Here is a 17964-nt window from a genome sequence, read left to right as displayed (position 1 = left end):
AATTGATCCTGGACAGCATTTTGCTCAAAAAATAGCCATACTATTTAATTGCAACAAGGCTGGAAAGAGGAGGATCGAAGTATGTTCGTTGACAGACAGCGAATCGATCTGCTGAACCGGTTGATCGACGCACGCGTTGACCTCGCTGCATACGTGCAACTGAGGAAGGCAAAAGGATACATGTCCGTCAGCGAAAGCAATCATCTACGAGATAACTTTTTTAAACTGAATCGCGAACTGCACGATAAATCGCTGCGGTTGAATCTTCATCTGGATCAGGAAGAGTGGAGTGCTCTTCATCATGCTGAAGAAGCATTAGCGACAGCCGCAGTATGTTTGATGAGTGGGCACCATGATTGCCCGACTGTTATTACCGTCAACGCCGATAAGCTTGAAAATTGTCTGATGAGCTTAACGCTGAGTATCCAGAGCCTGCAGAAGCACGCCATGCTTGAGAAGGCCTGAAAACTAAGGGGGAGAAAGCGTCTCCCCCTTCATGTTTAAGTTTTTGTAAAAATGAATTTGTTATCTCCTCCACTGACTACGCTTTAAGCCAGAGTCAATCTGGAGGCGTTATGCAGAGACAATCCTTTTTCCTTGTGCCCCTTATCTGTCTTTCTTCTGCTCTCTGGGCAGCTCCTGCAACGGTAAATGTCGAAGTACTGCAAGACAAACTTGATCACCCCTGGGCGCTGGCCTTTTTACCCGATAATCACGGTATGTTAATCACTCTGCGCGGCGGTGAGTTGCGTCGCTGGCAAGCAGGAAAAGGATTATCTGCGCCGCTTTCCGGAGTGCCGGAAGTTTGGGCGCACGGGCAGGGCGGCTTAATGGATGTGGCTTTAGCACCTGATTTTGCCCAGTCGCGCCGCATCTGGTTAAGCTATTCCGAAGTTGGCGATGATGGCAAAGCCGGAACTGCCGTGGGGTATGGTCGTTTAAGTGATGATCTCTCAAAAGTGACCGACTTCCGCACTATTTTTCGCCAGATGCCAAAACTGTCTACCGGCAACCATTTTGGTGGGCGGCTGGTATTCGACGGTAAAGGTTATCTTTTTATTGCTCTGGGCGAAAACAATCAGCGCCCGACGGCGCAGGATCTGGATAAATTACAGGGCAAACTGGTGCGTCTTACTGACCAGGGCGAGATCCCGGATGATAATCCTTTTGCCAGGAGATCCGATGCACGCGCCGAGATCTGGTCTTATGGTATTCGTAACCCGCAAGGAATGGCGATGAATCCGTGGAGTAATGCACTGTGGCTAAATGAACATGGCCCCCGCGGTGGTGATGAAATTAATATCCCGCAAAAAGGCAAAAACTACGGCTGGCCGCTGGCAACCTGGGGAATCAATTATTCAGGCTTTAAAATACCGGAAGCGAAAGGGGAGATCGTCGCCGGGACCGAGCAACCTGTTTTTTACTGGAAAGATTCGCCCGCCGTGAGCGGCATGGCCTTCTATAACAGCGATAAATTCCCCCAGTGGCAGCAAAAATTATTTATTGGCGCGCTGAAAGATAAAGATGTCATTGTGATGAGCGTCAACGGCGACAAAGTGACAGAAGATGGCCGTATTTTAACGGACAGAGGGCAGCGAATTCGTGATGTTCGTACTGGACCCGACGGTTATTTATACGTTCTCACCGACGAGTCCAGTGGGGAATTACTTAAAGTTAGCCCACGCAATTAGCTAACGGGGATCATCACCACTTTGCGCACTGCGGGGCGTTCGGTGAGTTGCTGATACCAGCGTTGCAGATTTGGACGCGGTGTCCAGGTCAGGCCAACATTAAACAAATTGTAGATGAACGGTGCGATAGCGATATCGCCCACACCAAACTCGTCGCCAGAGAACCATTTTACTTTTGCCAGCTCAGCATCGAGCAGGGCAAACAGGGCGTCGCACTCTTTGCGACTGGCATCAATGGCGGCCTGATCGCGCTCTTCGGGGGGGGTTCTGACCAATCCCATCAGGATCCCGCGATGGGCATTGCTGAGCGTCTGGTTTGCCCAGTCCATCCATTTTTCCGCTTCTGCACGGCGTGCCGGTGAGTCGATCCACAGGCGGTTTTGCCCATACTGTGCCGCCAGATAGCGGACAATGGCGTTTGATTCCCAAAGAATGAGATCACTTTCGTCGTCACGCAACAACGGCACCAGCCCGTTAGGGTTCATCGCCAGAAAATCAGCATCGTGGTTTACCCCAAACTCACGGCCCGCGAGAATTTGCTCATAAGGTAGTTCCAGTTCTTCGAGCGTCAGCAATACTTTTTTTACGTTGGTTGAATTATTCCGACCCCACAGCGTAATCATACTTACCCCTTTTCCGACAGGCAGCCACAGGCTGAACAGGACTTTGATGGTGAAGTAAAGTTAACTTTTAAGCAACAGCTGACAAAAAAATGACGGCAGAAGCAGCGAAGCGGCAGGATATTGCATAAACTTTAAAAACTTTACCAACTTACGGTTTCTTTAAGTTTGTGTGTGCGTTATTAATCACCGAACTTATCATACGGCGATATAACGTATTTTTTTTGAATGGATACTCGGGTGGCATTTATGACGCAATACTCCTCTCTCCTTCGTGGTCTTGCAGCGGGTTCTGCATTTTTATTCCTTTTTGCCCCAACGGCATTCGCGGCGGAACAAACCGTTGAAGCGCCAAGCGTGGATGCGCGTGCATGGATTTTAATGGATTACGCCAGCGGTAAAGTGCTGGCAGAAGGCAATGCGGATGAGAAACTGGACCCCGCGAGCCTGACTAAAATCATGACCAGCTATGTGGTTGGGCAGGCGCTTAAGGCCGATAAGATTAAACTCACCGATATGGTGACGGTCGGTAAAGATGCCTGGGCGACGGGAAACCCGGCACTGCGTGGTTCGTCGGTAATGTTCCTCAAACCAGGCGATCAGGTTTCGGTGGCAGACTTGAACAAAGGCGTGATTATCCAGTCCGGTAATGACGCCTGTATTGCGCTGGCTGATTACGTTGCCGGGAGCCAGGAGTCATTTATTGGTTTGATGAATGGTTATGCCAAAAAACTGGGGCTGACCAACACGACCTTCCAGACGGTGCACGGTCTGGATGCGCCGGGGCAGTTCAGTACCGCGCGCGATATGGCATTGCTGGGTAAAGCATTGATCCACGATGTGCCAGAAGAGTACGCCATTCATAAAGAGAAAGAGTTCACCTTCAACAAAATTCGTCAGCCTAACCGTAACCGTCTGCTATGGAGCAGCAATCTGAATGTTGATGGCATGAAGACAGGAACCACGGCAGGCGCGGGATATAATCTGGTTGCTTCGGCTACCCAGGGCGATATGCGTTTGATCTCCGTAGTACTGGGTGCGAAAACTGACCGTATCCGTTTTAATGAGTCTGAGAAATTATTGACCTGGGGTTTCCGCTTCTTTGAAACCGTGACGCCAATTAAACCTGATGCCACCTTTGTGACTCAGCACGTCTGGTTTGGTGATAAGAGCGAAGTGAATCTCGGGGCAGGCGAAGCGGGATCCGTGACCATACCGCGTGGGCAGCTGAAAAACCTGAAAGCGAGTTATACGTTAACGGAACCGCAGCTTACCGCACCGCTGAAAAAAGGTCAGGTTGTCGGCACCATTGATTTCCAGCTTAACGGTAAATCCATTGAGCAGCGTCCGCTGATCGTGATGGAAAATGTGGAAGAGGGCGGATTCTTTGGTCGGATGTGGGATTTCGTGATGATGAAATTCCATCAGTGGTTCGGCAGCTGGTTCTCTTAATCTTCTGATAACCGGATGGCGCGAAACGTCATCCGGTTATTCGTTGTTAATACATCAACTTAATACGCTGCGTCTGCGCGTACTTCACATACTCATCTTCCGGGCAACAATCGCTCACTACAATATCAAAGCGTTTCAGGTCACCCATGCGTGCCGGACGCACCTTGCCAAATTTACTGTGGTCGACAACCAGCACATGCTTTTGCGCCATCGACATGGCCCAGTGTTTTACCGGCAACTCTTCAAGATTAAAACAGGTAGCGCCCTTACTGACATGCACCCCCGCCGCGGAATAAAAAGCGATATCCGGGCAAAAATTATTCAGCGTTTGCTGAAAATCGATGGGTTTGAAAATGGCGTTGCTGGCGTGAAATTCACCACCGCAAAGAAACGCGCGGCAATGAGGTTTCTCTTTCAGTGCCAGAAAGGTATTTAGCGAATAACAAACGGCGGTGAAAGGGATTTCATTATCAATCGCTTCAATAATCCACGGTGTGGTGGTGCCACAGTCAAAAAAGAGGGTCTGATCGGGTTCTACCAGCGTCGCAGCCAGTTTTGCCGCCCGGCGTTTTTCTTCCACCAGGCGGGATTTTTGATCGCTTAACAGGTAATGGCTGGCGCTGCGCGGTTCCAGAACAATATAGCCGCCGAGCAAAACGACGGGCGCACTGTGGTTGTTCAGATCGCGACGAATCGTCATCTCCGAAACCCCAAGCAGGGCGGCGGCGTCTTTAAGATGTAACTTATCGCTGCGTTTTAATTCTTGCAGCAGCTGCCCGATACGCTCTTCGCGACGTGTTTCCATAATCCCTCTGAATAGTTATTGAAGCGAGCCGCTCAATACTACACTTTTTAGCAGAGATCAGTCACGCACCCAGCCTTTGCGGATCGGTAATGCAAAACAGAAACGATACCACGATTGCAGACGTTGATAGAGTTTATGCCCCATCGCTTGCCAGATAATCTGAGCGCTAAGGCAGCCAATCATACCTGCCAGCAATCCACCGAGCATATCCAGCGGCCAGTGCACGCCAAGATAAACGCGCGACCAGGCAATGACAACAGCCAGTACCATTAAAAGGGAACCGGACCACAGGCGATGCCAGCATAAAAATGCCAGTGCAAAGGTGAAAATTACCGTACCATGATCGCTCGGGAATGAGTCATCCGCCGCATGATGCAGGAAGTTATAGCCGATATTCTCGACAAAGGGTCGGTCGTGCGGAAAAAGATGCCCCATCGTCCAGGACACAAACAGGCTGACCGCCAGCGCGATAGCGATTTTTATCACCAGTTGCCGTTGTGCTGTAAGCCCCCACAACCAAAGTACTGCGGCCAGCAGCGGCACCACGGTAATCAAATCTTTAGCAATAAAAATCGCCAACGAGATCATCCACGGAGCCGAGTCTGGCGTCGCGTTAATAAGAGAGAATAGAGAGAGATTCAAATTTTCCAGCATAACTTCCCGACGCAAAGTGATTAAAAGGGAGCCAATACAGGCAAGTCGTTGAGAATAAAGTGCAGGTTAAACTGGGTAAAGCGGCATCGTCTTATTTCCCTCAAGCGGCCCTGTTTACGGTGGCTGATTGTAACGAGCATAGGTTAAATAAAACTTAAAGAAAGCGTAGCTATACTCGCAATAATGTAAGAATGTGCTTAACCGAAGTTTCAGCTACAAAATTCGCTTTCTCGTTAGCTGCGCTTTTATTAAACTTTGCGCGATTATTATTGGCGAAGAAATTGCATGCAAAATAGATTAGCTTCCGGTGCCAGGCTTGGACGTCAGGCGTTACTTTTCCCTCTCTGTCTGGTGCTTTACGAATTTTCAACCTATATCGGCAACGATATGATTCAACCCGGTATGTTGGCCGTGGTGGAACAATATCAGGCGGGCATTGATTGGGTTCCTACTTCGATGACCGCGTATCTGGCGGGCGGGATGTTTTTACAGTGGCTGCTGGGACCACTGTCGGATCGTATTGGTCGCCGTCCGGTGATGCTGGCGGGAGTAGTGTGGTTTATCATCACTTGTCTGGCGATATTACTGGCGCAAAACATTGAACAATTCACGCTGTTGCGCTTCTTGCAGGGCATAAGCCTCTGTTTCATTGGCGCTGTGGGTTACGCCGCAATTCAGGAGTCCTTCGAAGAGGCGGTTTGTATCAAGATCACCGCGCTGATGGCGAACGTGGCGCTGATTGCTCCGCTACTTGGTCCGCTGGTGGGCGCGGCGTGGATCCATGTGCTGCCCTGGGAAGGGATGTTCGTCTTGTTTGCCTCATTGGCAGCGATCTCCTTTTTCGGTCTGCAACGAGCCATGCCTGAAACCGCCACGCGTATAGGCGAGAAACTGTCGCTGCAAGAACTCGGTCGTGACTATAAGCTGGTGCTGAAGAACGGTCGCTTTGTGGCAGGGGCACTGGCGCTGGGTTTTGTTAGCCTGCCGTTGCTGGCGTGGATCGCCCAGTCGCCGATTATCATCATTACCGGCGAGCAGTTGAGTAGCTATGAATATGGCTTGCTGCAAGTGCCTATTTTCGGGGCATTAATTGCGGGTAACTTGCTGCTAGCGCGTCTGACCTCGCGCCGCACCGTACGTTCGTTGATTATTATGGGCGGCTGGCCGATTATGATTGGCCTGTTGGTCGCTGCTGCGGCAACGGTTATCTCATCGCACGCGTATTTGTGGATGACCGCCGGGTTAAGTATTTATGCTTTCGGTATTGGCCTGGCGAATGCGGGATTGGTGCGATTGACCCTGTTTGCCAGCGATATGAGTAAAGGTACGGTTTCTGCGGCGATGGGAATGTTGCAAATGCTTATTTTTACCGTCGGTATTGAAATCAGCAAACATGCCTGGCTGAATGGGGGCAACGGCCTGTTTAATCTCTTCAACCTTGCCAACGGGATTTTGTGGCTGCTGCTGATGGTTATCTTTTTAAAAGATAAACAGATGGGTAATTCGCACGAAGGGTAAAAAAATGCCTGGTTGCGCAAAGCAATCAGGCATTTTCAAATTAATGGTGATGGTCATCAATCTGGTGTTCGATAACCATCCCTTCACCTACGCTGGCAAGATGGCGAACATACGGATGCGGGCGGTAAGCCGGAGCTGGCGCAGGAGCCACATAGACGGTTTGCGGCACAGTCGCGACGCTGACTGCTTGTGGAACGCTGACTGAATCAGGGACCACAACCACTTTGTATCCACTCGGCACATCGACGGTGACACTTTGCGCCATCGCCACACCAGTAAAGCCCATTAAAAGCGCGCCCAACAGTAGACAATTTTTCATAATCATTTTGCCTGAAATAATGCAGCGGGTTAATTTCTGCGAATTATGCAGCCTTCATTCAGGCTTTGTGTTGCCGGGCGTGCTACCGTTTTTATTGATCAAAAGGCGCTTCGTGTTTAAGAACTTTATCGATCACATCCAGTACACCTTCATGATTATTGGAGCCTGCCCGGTATTTTGCCGCTGCGACGACCGCGCTGCCGGCATTTTCCATCGCAAAACTAAAGCCTGCCTGACGCAGCATCTCAATATCGTTACCACCATCGCCGAAGACCACCACTTCGCTGTCGTCTATTCCCCATAATTTCTGAAGTTGGCGCAGGCCATTCGCTTTATGTACGCCGGGGATAATCAGATCGATGCTGCCGTTGCCGGTGTGGACCGGCACCATAATATCGCCGATGGTCTCATGTAATGCTTTTTGCACTTGTGGAATCAGTTCATCGGAAAGATTCAGGCCAAACTTAAAGAAGATATCTTCTAAATTATCAAAGTTATCGACGTATTCCAGACGGTGATAATACATTTCCGCCACCGTTTTCATGGCATCGTCATATTTTTTGAGGGTATAGGCGCTATTTTTTCCGCAGGCAATAATTTCCACTTCTGGGCGCGTCAGTAAATGTTCCACCACAGTAGCAAACGCATCCTTCGACAGCTCGCCATTAAAAACATCTTTGCCTTCGCTTACAACCCAACCGCCGTTTTCAGCCACAAAGGCAATTTCATTAGCAATTTCAGGGAAGAAAGAGATCAACTGATAATATTGATTCCCGCTGGCGACCACAAAGCGAATGCCTTGTGCTTTCATCTGCTGATACTGAGCCATAAACCGCTCACGGTTATAGGTTTTTTGATCGCTTAAGAAAGTACCATCCATGTCTACCGCAATTAATTTAATGCTCATCAACTATTCTCCATCGCCGTCTGCGTTTTGGTATTGGGTTTGGCGACGGCTTTCGCGACAATAGCCGCAAGAATAACCAGCGCCAGTACAACCAGCATTGCACTACGTAATCCATAATGTTCGCCGAGATAGCCCAGCAGCGGCGGCCCGACGAGGAAAGCCAGATAACCGGTCGTTGCTACCACGCTGACGCGGGTCGGTGCATCGGGGCCGGTATCGCTGGCGGCAGAAATGGTCAGCGGGAAGCCCAGCGAGGCACCCAGTCCCCAAAGTACAACAGACACCCCAGCGACCCAGGCGCTATCGACAAAAATAATCAGCCCAATACCCAACGCTCCCATCAGTGCACTGGCCCGAACCACGGCAACGCGACTATAACGGTCGATGAACCAACCGCCGGTAAAGCGTCCAACAGTCATCCCCAGGGTAAAACCGGCATAAATCAGCGAGCCGGAAGTAGGGCTAAAACCGTGACCGTCAACCATTAATAAGGGTAACCAGTCGTTGGCAGAACCTTCGGCAAAGGCCATCGCCAGAACCACGACACCAATCAGCAGCAACTGGATATCGCGATAAAAAGGTACGCCTTTTTCACCATGCTGGGTGCCATCGGCAGCATTTTTGCCCGTACCGTCAGGGATTGCCTGAATGGCGATATAAATAGGCGCGATGCCTACCAGCGCCGCCAATAAAATGTGCACCGTTGCCGGAACGCCAAAGGCCGTCAGTGCCATCCCGACACCAGCGCCTGCCAGCGTGCCCAGGCTATAAAAACCGTGCATCATCGGCAAAACCGTCTTATTCATTTCTCGCTCAACGGCGGCACCTTCAACGTTTATCGCCACTTCTGCAGAACCAAAACTTGCCCCAAAGACGCCGAGACCAACGGCAAAGAGCAGGGGCGATGTCAGCCAGAGTGCCAGACTTAATATCATCATCCCGATCAATGCGCAGGACATCGTGACCAGGATGACATTACGCGTCCCAAAGCGTTTCACTAACCACGCCGAGCAGAGAATACCGCTCATTGAACCGATCGACAGACCAAAGAGGACTCCGCCCATTTCAGCGATCGAAACAGAAAGAATATCGCGGATAGCAGGTGTACGAGTTGCCCAGGACGCCATTAACAGGCCCGGCAAAAAGAAGAACATAAACAGCGCCCAGGTTCGGCGTTTCAATGCATTACGTGAAGAATTTACGGTCATAGATCACGTCAAAATAAGAAGAGGGAAGACAACATTAGCAAGGTTGTGTACATTTGTACACAATTGCAGAGAGAGGAAATGACATGCGTCGCGCTAACGATCCGCAACGGCGAGAAAAAATCATCCAGGCCACACTGGAGGCGGTGAAACTTTACGGAATACATGCCGTTACGCACCGCAAAATCGCTACCCTTGCCGGGGTACCATTAGGATCGATGACCTACTATTTTTCAGGGATTGATGAGTTGTTGCTGGAGGCGTTCAGCAGTTTTACCGAGATCATGTCCCGGCAATATCAGGCATTTTTTAGCGATGTTAGTGATGCTCCGGGCGCATGCCAGGCTATCACCGATATGATCTACAGCTCACAGGTTGCAACGCCGGATAACATGGAGCTGATGTACCAGCTCTACGCGCTGGCTAGCCGAAAACCGCTATTAAAAACGGTAATGCAAAACTGGATGCAGCGCAGTCAGCAAACGCTCGAACAATGGTTTGAACCCGGAACCGCCCGCGCGCTTGATGCGTTTATTGAGGGGATGACGCTGCATTTTGTCACCGACCGTAAGCCGCTATCGCGCGAGGAGATTTTGAGGATGGTTGAGAGGGTTGCCGGGTAGTAGATAAATTTTAGATAACAAAAAACCCACCAACCTTGAACCAAAATGGCGGGGTTGATGGGCTCCACAAAATGGGGACATCAAAGAAAAGCAGTGGCACTAATTAAGACTGATGCCCTGCGGAAAAGTTCTGCGGTTGTGCAAAAAAATTTCATTTTCAGGGCAACTTCAGTTTTATCCTAATCCTGGCCATACCATGACGATGATTGTCCCTGCCAGCGTCAGCAGGACGTTGGCGATTGCGTAAGTGCCCGCATAGCCCAGCGCCGGGATATTACTGCGAGCTGTATCACTGATGATCTCCATTGCCGGCGCGCAGGTGCGTGCGCCCATCATTGCGCCGAACAACAGTGCGCGGTTCATTCGCAATACATAAGCACCGAACAGGAAGCAGATAACCACTGGCACCAGACTGACAATCAATCCGGCAATCAACATCTGACCGCCAATTGCGCCCAAGCCGTTATTAATACCGCTACCAGCGCTTAGTCCAACACCTGCCATAAATACCATCAAGCCGAACTCTTTCACCATACTTAACGCACCCTGCGGAATGTAACCGAATGTCGGATGGTTAGCACGCATAAAGCCCAGCATAATTCCGGCGAATAGCAAACCGGCAGCGTTCCCCATGCCGAAGCTGAATGTGCTGAACTGGAAGGTGATCATCCCGATCATCAGCCCAATAACAAAGAAGGCGCAGAATGCCAGCAAGTCAGTGACCTGGCTGTGAATCGAGATAAAGCCGATGCGATCGGCGATGGTTTTTACGCGACGGGCATCGCCGCTGACTTGTAAAACGTCACCTTTGTTAAGCACGACGTTGTCATCAATCGGCATCTCAATCTGGCTACGAATGACGCGGTTAAGGAAGCAACCGTGATCGGTCAACTTCAGTTGTGCGAGACGTTTGCCAACAGCGTTATGGTTTTTAACGACCACTTCTTCAGTGACGATACGCATGTCGAGGAGGTCGCGATCAAAAACTTCTTTGCCATTACGGAAACTGGGATCGAGTCGGGCGTGGGCGTCGGGATAGCCTACCAACGCTATTTCATCGCCCATTTGCAGCACGGCATCACCGTCTGGATTTGCCAGAATCCCGTTACGCCGAATACGTTCAATGTAACAGCCAGTTTGTCGATAAATACCCAGTTCACGCAGATTTTTGCCGTCGGTCCAGGCTACCAGCTCCGGGCCGACGCGGTAGGCGCGGATCACCGGCAAATAAACCTTACGGTTGGCATCTGTGTCCAGGCCACGTTCGCGGGCGATTTGCTGGGCGCTGGTCTGTAAGTCCTGATGCTGCAATTTCGGCAAGTAACGCGCACCAACAATCAAACTCACCAGACCAATTAAATAGGTTAAGGCATACCCGAGGCTCAGATTATCCAGTGCCAGTGAGAGCTGCCTGCTTTCCATGCCGGAATGACGCAGTGTATCGCCAGCACCGACCAGAACCGGTGTCGAGGTCATAGAGCCTGCTAACATACCGGCCGTCAGGCCAATATCCCAGCCAAACAGCTTACCTAACCCTAAGGCGATCACCAGCGCACTGCCAACCATCACCAGTGCTAACATTAGGTAATTTTTCCCATCGCGAAAAAAAATGGAAAAAAAGTTCGGTCCAGCTTCGACCCCGACGCAGAAAATAAACAGCATAAAGCCAAGATTAAGCGCGTCGGTGTTAATGCTGAAATGTTGTTGGCCTAATAACAGCGATACGACTAAAACGCCAATGGAATTACCCAGTTGGATCGAACCAAGCCGTAATTTTCCGAGACATAGCCCAAGCGCGAGGACCACAAATAATAACAGAATGTAATTCCCATTTAACAATTCGGCGACGTTTATATTCACGGAGGCTAACTTCTTGTTTACTAGTAAGCTGTTGAAAGAAATGGTAATTTACGATAATGTTTTTTACCAGAATTCAGGGCGCAGATTCATTCAGCGCACCTAAACGATAGTAAAGTAACAATATATTTTACTAGTGTAATCACATTAGGTATCAACGGCTATATGAATTGCGTTGGCCTATATTAGCATGGAATGCGAAGCGGCTTTATCTTACTGAACGCCACACTGGCGAAAAATGTGTTCGATAGACGCAGTGTCAGGAGGAACGAGTGAAACATAAACAACGTTGGGCGGGGGCAATCTGCTGTTTTGTCCTCTTCATTGTGGTGTGCCTTTTTCTGGCGACGCACATGAAAGGCGCTTTTCGGGCTGCCGGGCATCCTGAAATTGGCTTGCTGTTTTTCATTCTTCCTGGAGCGGTTGCCAGCTTCTTTTCACAGCGTAGAGAAGTCCTGAAACCTCTATTTGGCGCAATGCTGGCGGCACCCTGTTCGATGCTCATAATGCGGCTGTTTTTTTCACCAACGCGCTCATTCTGGCAAGAGCTGGCATGGTTATTAAGTGCGGTGTTCTGGTGTGCGTTGGGGGCATTGTGTTTCTTATTTATCAGCAGTTTGTTTAAATCACAGCACAGAAAAAATCAATGAAGCCCTCAACACGAGGGCTTATCAGACGATCAGACGTCCAGATTCTCTTTCACCCATGCAGCAAAATCGGTATAGCCGCCGATATGTTGCTGATCGACAAAAATTTGCGGCACGGTTTCTACGGGTTTACCTGCCTTTTGTTGTAGATCTTCTTTAGTGATCCCTTCCGCACGAATATCTATATACTGATACTGAAAATCATCGCGTTCATTGCTCAACTTCTCAGCCAGATCTTTTGCGCGCACACAGTAAGGGCAACCCGGACGACCAAAAATAACGGTTTGCATTGTTTCTCTCCTCATAGACTTATGCCTGTAATGATCACGCTAAAATGTATTCGCTGAAAGTAGGTTTAACCTGTTGCATTAATTGCTAAAAGCTATAACTGTTAAACACAGTACAGTGAAAAGTTTTAGACTGAAGGCTCACTTTGCAGAGGGAAGCGTATGCGCGCGATCGGTAAATTGCCTAAAAGCGTGTTGATACTGGAATTTATCGGAATGATGTTGCTGGCGGTGGCGCTGCTGTCGGTAAGCGGCTCCCTGTCGCTGCCTGAGCCATTTTCTCGGCCAGAGGTGCAGATTCTGATGATTTTTCTCGGTGTTTTGCTCATGCTTCCCGCTGCGGTGGTGGTTATTCTTCAGGTGGCAAAACGTCTTGCCCCACAGCTGATGAACCGTCCACCGCAATATTCACGTTCAGAAAGAGAAAAAGATAATGACGCCAACCATTGAACTTATTTGTGGCCATCGCTCCATTCGCCATTTCACTGATGAACCCATTTCCGAAGCGCAGCGTGAGGCGATTATTAACAGCGCCCGTGCGACGTCCAGTTCCAGTTTTTTGCAGTGCAGTAGCATTATTCGCATTACCGACAAAGCGTTACGTGATGAACTGGTGACGCTGACCGGCGGGCAAAAACACGTAGCGAAAGCGGCGGAGTTTTGGGTGTTCTGTGCCGACTTTAACCGCCATTTACAGATCTGTCCGGATGCACAACTTGGCCTGGCGGAACAACTGTTGCTCGGTGTCGTTGATACGGCAATGATGGCGCAGAATGCGTTAACCGCAGCGGAATCGCTGGGATTGGGCGGGGTATATATCGGCGGCCTGCGCAATAATATTGAAGCGGTGACGGAACTGCTGAAATTACCGCAGCATGTTCTGCCGCTGTTTGGGCTGTGCCTTGGCTGGCCTGCGGATAATCCGGATCTTAAGCCGCGTTTACCGGCTTCCATTTTGGTGCATGAAAACAGCTATCAACCGCTGGATAAAGACGCACTGGCGCAGTATGACGAGCAGCTGGCGGAATATTACCTCACCCGTGGCAGCAATAATCGCCGGGATACCTGGAGCGATCATATCCGCCGAACAATCATTAAAGAAAGCCGCCCATTTATACTGGATTATTTGCACAAACAGGGTTGGGCTACGCGCTAAAACCGCCACGCCGATGTATGATACGCGGGCTTTTGACCAGGTCTGACAGAGAGGTGCAGGGTGAAAATTGCCATATTGTCCCGGGATGGAACGCTCTATTCGTGTAAGCGGCTGCGTGAAGCCGCTATACAGCGTGGTCACCTGGTTGAAATTCTTGATCCGCTTTCTTGCTACATGAACATAAATCCTGCGGCGTCTTCTATTCACTACAAAGGCCGCAAGTTACCCCATTTTGACGCAGTGATCCCGCGTATTGGCACCGCCATTACCTTTTATGGGACGGCGGCACTGCGCCAGTTCGAGATGCTGGGGAGCTATCCGCTCAATGAGTCGGTCGCCATTGCCCGGGCGCGTGACAAATTGCGTTCCATGCAACTGCTGGCGCGTCAGGGCATCGACCTGCCTGTCACGGGCATTGCGCATTCGCCGGATGATACCAGCGATTTAATCGACATGGTCGGTGGTGCGCCGCTGGTGGTTAAGCTGGTTGAAGGTACGCAGGGAATTGGTGTCGTGCTGGCGGAGACGCGTCAGGCGGCGGAAAGCGTGATTGACGCTTTCCGCGGTCTGAACGCGCATATTTTGGTGCAGGAATATATCAAAGAGGCGCAAGGGTGCGATATCCGCTGTCTGGTTGTTGGCGATGAAGTGGTCGCTGCGATTGAACGGCGGGCGAAAGAGGGCGATTTTCGTTCCAATTTGCATCGTGGAGGCGCGGCAAGCGTCGCCAGTATCACACCACAGGAGCGTGAAATCGCGATAAAAGCCGCGCGAACGATGGCGCTGGACGTTGCTGGTGTGGATATTCTGCGTGCTAATCGCGGGCCATTGGTGATGGAGGTGAATGCGTCGCCGGGGCTGGAAGGAATAGAAAAAACCACCGGTATCGACATCGCGAGTAAAATGATCCGTTGGATCGAACGCCACGCCACGACAGAATATTGCCTGAAAACGGGTGGTTAGTCGCAATCACATTACTGATCATGGTTTTGCCTGCGCTTTTTGCGTAAGCTGTGCCGGTCTTTTTATCGGAAGAGGTTGTACAAAATTATGACATCGCTGGTCGTTCCTGGTCTGGATACGTTGCGTCAATGGCTCGATGACCTGGGGATGAGTTTTTTTGAATGTGATAACTGTCAGGCTCTGCATCTGCCCCATATGCAGAATTTCGACGGTGTCTTTGATGCCAAAATCGATCTGATCGATAACACGATCCTGTTTTCTGCCATGGCGGAAGTCCGACCTTCAGCCGTATTGCCGCTGGCGGCGGATTTATCAGCCATCAATGCCAGTTCGCTGACCGTGAAAGCATTTCTTGATATGCAGGATGATAATCTGCCAAAGCTGGTGGTTTGCCAGTCTTTATCCGTTATGCAGGGCGTAACCTATGAGCAGTTTGCATGGTTCGTGCGTCAGAGCGAAGAGCAGATTTCGATGGTCATTCTTGAAGCTAATGCCCATCAACTGCTGTTACCGACTGACGATGAAGGGCAAAACAACGTTACCGAAAACTATTTCCTCCACTGATAACTCCTTTCGAGTACGCAGTCGCTGCCGCAGTGACTGCGTGCTGCAAAATTATCTGCTGTTTTTAACCTTTTCTTAAAGATTATTTCACTTCCCTTGTGCCGATTTGGCTTTATCACATAGAGCAAATACGCATAAAAATTTGTTAAATACCGTTTTTTAATCCGAGCTATAGTCTCAAACCCTGGCTAAAGTTATTCTTGCGATGCTTTTATATAGCGAGCAGTGCTGGCCGGGAGAGAGTTCTCTTTTCTTACACCGAGCCGATAAAAAATATGCGCGAATATTGCATATCTTTCAGTGTGACAACTTTTGTTCGTTTGTTAACGAACTTTCAGAAGGAAAGAGATATGACCGCCTTAAATAAAAAATGGCTATCGGGTCTGGTTGCGGGTGCTCTGATGGCCGTCTCTGTCGGCACGCTCGCGGCTGAACAAAAAACACTCCACATTTATAACTGGTCTGATTATATCGCCCCGGACACGGTGGCCAATTTTGAAAAAGAAACCGGTATTAAAGTCGTCTACGATGTTTTCGACTCTAACGAAGTACTGGAAGGCAAATTAATGGCAGGGAGCACCGGCTTTGACCTGGTGGTTCCATCTGCCAGCTTTCTGGAGCGCCAGTTGACTGCGGGAGTTTTCCAGCCGCTGGATAAAAGCAAATTGCCGGAGTGGAAGAATCTCGACCCGGAACTGCTGAAGTTGGTCGCCAAACACGATCCCGACAATAAATTTGCTATGCCCTATATGTGGGCGACGACCGGGATTGGTTATAACGTCGATAAAGTTAAAGCGGTGCTGGGCGAAAACGCGCCCGTCGATAGCTGGGACTTGATCCTCAAACCTGAAAATCTGGAAAAACTGAAAAGCTGCGGCGTCTCTTTCCTTGATGCACCGGAAGAAGTGTTTGCTACCGTGCTGAATTATCTCGGTAAAGATCCCAACAGCACTAAAGCAGATGATTACACCGGACCGGCAACCGATCTGCTGTTAAAGTTGCGCCCGAACATTCGTTATTTCCATTCATCTCAATACATTAACGACCTGGCAAACGGCGATATCTGCGTCGCTATTGGCTGGGCGGGCGATGTCTGGCAGGCGTCAAACCGCGCGAAGGAAGCAAAGAATGGCGTGAATGTCTCGTTCTCGATTCCGAAAGAAGGGGCGATGGCATTCTTTGATGTATTTGCCATGCCTGCGGATGCCAAAAATAAAGACGAAGCTTATCAGTTCCTGAATTACCTGCTGCGTCCGGATGTCGTAGCGCATATCTCTGACCATGTGTTCTATGCCAACGCGAACAAAGAAGCTACGTCGCTGGTAAGCGCGGAAGTGCGTGATAACCCCGGTATTTACCCGCCTGCGGATGTCCGTGCGAAGCTGTTCACTCTGAAAGTGCAGGATCCGAAAATCGACCGTGTGCGCACCCGCGCGTGGACCAAAGTGAAGAGCGGAAAATAATCCGCAGCCGTAGATGCCGGACGGGCGCACCACACCCGCCGGCAATTCGCACCATCAGGGTGCGCTTGCACACATTCAATGCCGGAGAGCAGCCGTGAATGACGCTATCCCTCGCCCCCAGGCGAAAACCCGTAAGGCGCTGACGCCGCTATTAGAAATCCGTAATCTGACTAAATCTTACGATGGTCAGCATGCGGTCGATGATGTCAGCCTGACCATCTATAAAGGCGAAATCTTCGCGCTGCTGGGCGCATCCGGCTGTGGCAAGTCCACGCTACTGCGTATGCTGGCAGGTTTCGAACAACCTTCTGCCGGGCAGATTATGCTTGATGGCGTCGATTTGTCACAGGTGCCGCCTTATCTGCGTCCCATCAATATGATGTTTCAATCTTACGCGCTGTTTCCGCATATGACCGTGGAGCAGAACATCGCCTTTGGCCTGAAACAGGACAAACTGCCGAAAGCAGAAATTGCCAGCCGGGTCAACGAGATGCTCGACCTGGTACATATGCAGGAGTTCGCCAAACGCAAACCGCACCAGCTTTCCGGCGGTCAGCGACAGCGTGTGGCGCTGGCCCGAAGCCTCGCCAAACGTCCGAAACTATTACTGCTCGACGAGCCGATGGGCGCGCTGGATAAAAAACTGCGTGACCGGATGCAGCTTGAAGTGGTGGATATTCTGGAGCGCGTTGGTGTGACTTGTGTGATGGTCACCCACGATCAGGAAGAGGCGATGACCATGGCGGGGCGTATTGCCATTATGAATCGTGGGAAATTTGTCCAGATTGGCGAGCCGGAAGAGATCTACGAGCATCCGACCACCCGCTATAGCGCTGAATTTATCGGTTCGGTAAACGTCTTTGAAGGTGTACTCAAAGAGCGTCAGGAAGATGGTCTGGTGCTTTATTCGCCGGGGCTGGTGCATCCACTGAAAGTTGATGTAGATGCTTCGGTGGTCGATAACGTGCCGGTGCATGTGGCGCTGCGTCCGGAAAAAATCATGCTCTGCGAGGAGCCGCCCGCCAATGGTTGTAACTTCGCGGTAGGGGAGGTGATGCACATTGCCTATCTCGGCGATCTTTCGGTCTATCACGTTCGTCTAAAAAGCGGGCAGATGATTAGCGCCCAGCTACAAAACGCCCATCGTTATCGCAAAGGGTTACCGACCTGGGGCGACGAAGTGCGTTTGTGCTGGGAAGTGGACAGTTGTGTGGTGCTGACGGTTTAAGGAGC

At 50.4% G+C, this 17964-nt stretch carries 20 protein-coding genes; 12 read left to right on the top strand and 8 right to left on the bottom strand.

The window, feature by feature from the left end; genetic code table 11:
• Positions 1 to 81: 81 nt before the first annotated feature.
• Positions 82 to 465: a biofilm formation regulator BssR gene (bssR, locus tag BEB42_RS01650; RefSeq protein ID WP_000497137.1), complete on the top strand. Its 384-nt coding sequence runs from the start codon at positions 82 to 84 to the stop codon at positions 463 to 465.
• A 110-nt stretch (positions 466 to 575) separates the two neighbouring features.
• Positions 576 to 1691, top strand: a complete 1116-nt coding sequence (gene yliI / locus BEB42_RS01645) for an aldose sugar dehydrogenase YliI (RefSeq protein ID WP_001189553.1) — start codon at positions 576 to 578, stop codon at positions 1689 to 1691.
• Here the strand turns inward: yliI and gstB are convergent.
• The gene (gene gstB / locus BEB42_RS01640) at positions 1688 to 2314 is read right to left on the bottom strand and encodes a glutathione S-transferase GstB (protein WP_000631898.1); all 627 of its coding nucleotides are present in this window, start codon (positions 2312 to 2314) and stop codon (positions 1688 to 1690) included. The genes yliI and gstB overlap by 4 nt on opposite strands.
• A 246-nt stretch (positions 2315 to 2560) precedes the next feature.
• Between gstB and dacC the strand changes: the two genes are divergently transcribed.
• Positions 2561 to 3763: a serine-type D-Ala-D-Ala carboxypeptidase gene (gene dacC / locus BEB42_RS01635; protein ID WP_024218656.1), complete on the top strand. Its 1203-nt coding sequence runs from the start codon at positions 2561 to 2563 to the stop codon at positions 3761 to 3763.
• Positions 3764 to 3809: 46 nt separating this feature from the next.
• On the opposite strand, the gene deoR is transcribed toward dacC, so the two are convergent.
• Together deoR and ybjG are read right to left on the bottom strand one after the other, a co-directional pair.
• Positions 3810 to 4568: a DNA-binding transcriptional repressor DeoR gene (gene deoR / locus BEB42_RS01630; RefSeq protein ID WP_000450121.1), complete on the bottom strand. Its 759-nt coding sequence runs from the start codon at positions 4566 to 4568 to the stop codon at positions 3810 to 3812.
• 57 nt (positions 4569 to 4625) lie between these two features.
• Positions 4626 to 5222, bottom strand: coding sequence for an undecaprenyl-diphosphate phosphatase (ybjG, locus tag BEB42_RS01625; protein WP_000892317.1), 597 nt, complete (start codon positions 5220 to 5222; stop codon positions 4626 to 4628).
• A 285-nt stretch (positions 5223 to 5507) separates the two neighbouring features.
• Between ybjG and mdfA the strand changes: the two genes are divergently transcribed.
• The gene (gene mdfA / locus BEB42_RS01620) at positions 5508 to 6740 is read left to right on the top strand and encodes a multidrug efflux MFS transporter MdfA (protein WP_105267121.1); all 1233 of its coding nucleotides are present in this window, start codon (positions 5508 to 5510) and stop codon (positions 6738 to 6740) included.
• A 40-nt stretch (positions 6741 to 6780) separates the two neighbouring features.
• On the opposite strand, the gene ybjH is transcribed toward mdfA, so the two are convergent.
• The 3 genes from ybjH to BEB42_RS01605 form a co-directional block, all read right to left on the bottom strand.
• On the bottom strand, positions 6781 to 7065 hold the full coding sequence (gene ybjH / locus BEB42_RS01615; RefSeq protein ID WP_000605480.1) for a protein YbjH: 285 nt from the start codon (positions 7063 to 7065) through the stop codon (positions 6781 to 6783).
• An 85-nt stretch (positions 7066 to 7150) separates the two neighbouring features.
• A complete protein-coding gene (gene ybjI, locus BEB42_RS01610; RefSeq protein ID WP_001353328.1) occupies positions 7151 to 7966 on the bottom strand; it encodes a 5-amino-6-(5-phospho-D-ribitylamino)uracil phosphatase in 816 nt (271 codons plus the stop codon).
• Complete coding sequence (locus tag BEB42_RS01605) at positions 7966 to 9174, bottom strand: MFS transporter (protein ID WP_000217860.1); 1209 nt, start codon at positions 9172 to 9174, stop codon at positions 7966 to 7968. The genes ybjI and BEB42_RS01605 overlap by 1 nt, the downstream gene beginning before the upstream one ends.
• A gap of 83 nt (positions 9175 to 9257) precedes the next feature.
• Here BEB42_RS01605 and rcdA point away from each other — a divergent pair, with 83 nt between their 5' ends.
• Positions 9258 to 9794 carry a DNA-binding transcriptional regulator RcdA gene (rcdA, locus tag BEB42_RS01600; RefSeq protein WP_001295289.1) on the top strand — a complete coding sequence of 179 codons (537 nt, stop codon included), beginning with the start codon at positions 9258 to 9260 and terminating at the stop codon, positions 9792 to 9794.
• 174 nt (positions 9795 to 9968) lie between these two features.
• Here the strand turns inward: rcdA and BEB42_RS01595 are convergent, their stop codons facing one another.
• Positions 9969 to 11654 (bottom strand): aspartate:alanine antiporter, encoded by a 1686-nt coding sequence (locus BEB42_RS01595; protein ID WP_001024876.1) that lies wholly within the window; start codon positions 11652 to 11654, stop codon positions 9969 to 9971.
• Between the two features lie 269 nt (positions 11655 to 11923).
• On the opposite strand from BEB42_RS01595, the gene BEB42_RS01590 reads away from it, so the two are divergent.
• Positions 11924 to 12301, top strand: coding sequence for an inner membrane protein YbjM (locus tag BEB42_RS01590; RefSeq protein ID WP_000681110.1), 378 nt, complete (start codon positions 11924 to 11926; stop codon positions 12299 to 12301).
• A gap of 29 nt (positions 12302 to 12330) precedes the next feature.
• On the opposite strand, the gene grxA is transcribed toward BEB42_RS01590, so the two are convergent.
• On the bottom strand, positions 12331 to 12588 hold the full coding sequence (gene grxA / locus BEB42_RS01585; protein WP_001195228.1) for a glutaredoxin 1: 258 nt from the start codon (positions 12586 to 12588) through the stop codon (positions 12331 to 12333).
• A gap of 159 nt (positions 12589 to 12747) precedes the next feature.
• Here grxA and BEB42_RS01580 point away from each other — a divergent pair, with 159 nt between their 5' ends.
• The 6 genes from BEB42_RS01580 to potG all read left to right on the top strand — a co-directional run bounded on the left by BEB42_RS01580 (position 12748) and on the right by potG (position 17959).
• A complete protein-coding gene (locus tag BEB42_RS01580) occupies positions 12748 to 13035 on the top strand; it encodes a DUF1418 family protein (RefSeq protein ID WP_001201580.1) in 288 nt (95 codons plus the stop codon).
• On the top strand, positions 13019 to 13741 hold the full coding sequence (nfsA, locus tag BEB42_RS01575) for a nitroreductase NfsA (protein ID WP_000189133.1): 723 nt from the start codon (positions 13019 to 13021) through the stop codon (positions 13739 to 13741). The genes BEB42_RS01580 and nfsA overlap by 17 nt, the downstream gene beginning before the upstream one ends.
• 60 nt (positions 13742 to 13801) lie before the next feature.
• Entirely contained in the window at positions 13802 to 14704 is a 903-nt protein-coding gene (gene rimK, locus BEB42_RS01570) for a 30S ribosomal protein S6--L-glutamate ligase (RefSeq protein WP_000684325.1), read from the top strand.
• An 87-nt stretch (positions 14705 to 14791) separates the two neighbouring features.
• Complete coding sequence (locus BEB42_RS01565; RefSeq protein WP_000203025.1) at positions 14792 to 15268, top strand: YbjN domain-containing protein; 477 nt, start codon at positions 14792 to 14794, stop codon at positions 15266 to 15268.
• Positions 15269 to 15618: 350 nt separating this feature from the next.
• Complete coding sequence (potF, locus tag BEB42_RS01555; RefSeq protein ID WP_000126076.1) at positions 15619 to 16731, top strand: spermidine/putrescine ABC transporter substrate-binding protein PotF; 1113 nt, start codon at positions 15619 to 15621, stop codon at positions 16729 to 16731.
• Between the two features lie 94 nt (positions 16732 to 16825).
• Positions 16826 to 17959, top strand: coding sequence for a putrescine ABC transporter ATP-binding subunit PotG (gene potG, locus BEB42_RS01550; RefSeq protein WP_000995995.1), 1134 nt, complete (start codon positions 16826 to 16828; stop codon positions 17957 to 17959).
• The last annotated feature ends 5 nt before the right edge of the window (positions 17960 to 17964 follow it).

The organism is Escherichia sp. MOD1-EC5990, from assembly GCF_002965285.1.
GTDB classification, from domain to species: domain Bacteria; phylum Pseudomonadota; class Gammaproteobacteria; order Enterobacterales; family Enterobacteriaceae; genus Escherichia; species Escherichia coli_F.
The sequence above is the reverse complement of the archived record's forward strand: the minus strand, read 5'-3'. Positions and strand labels throughout refer to the sequence as shown.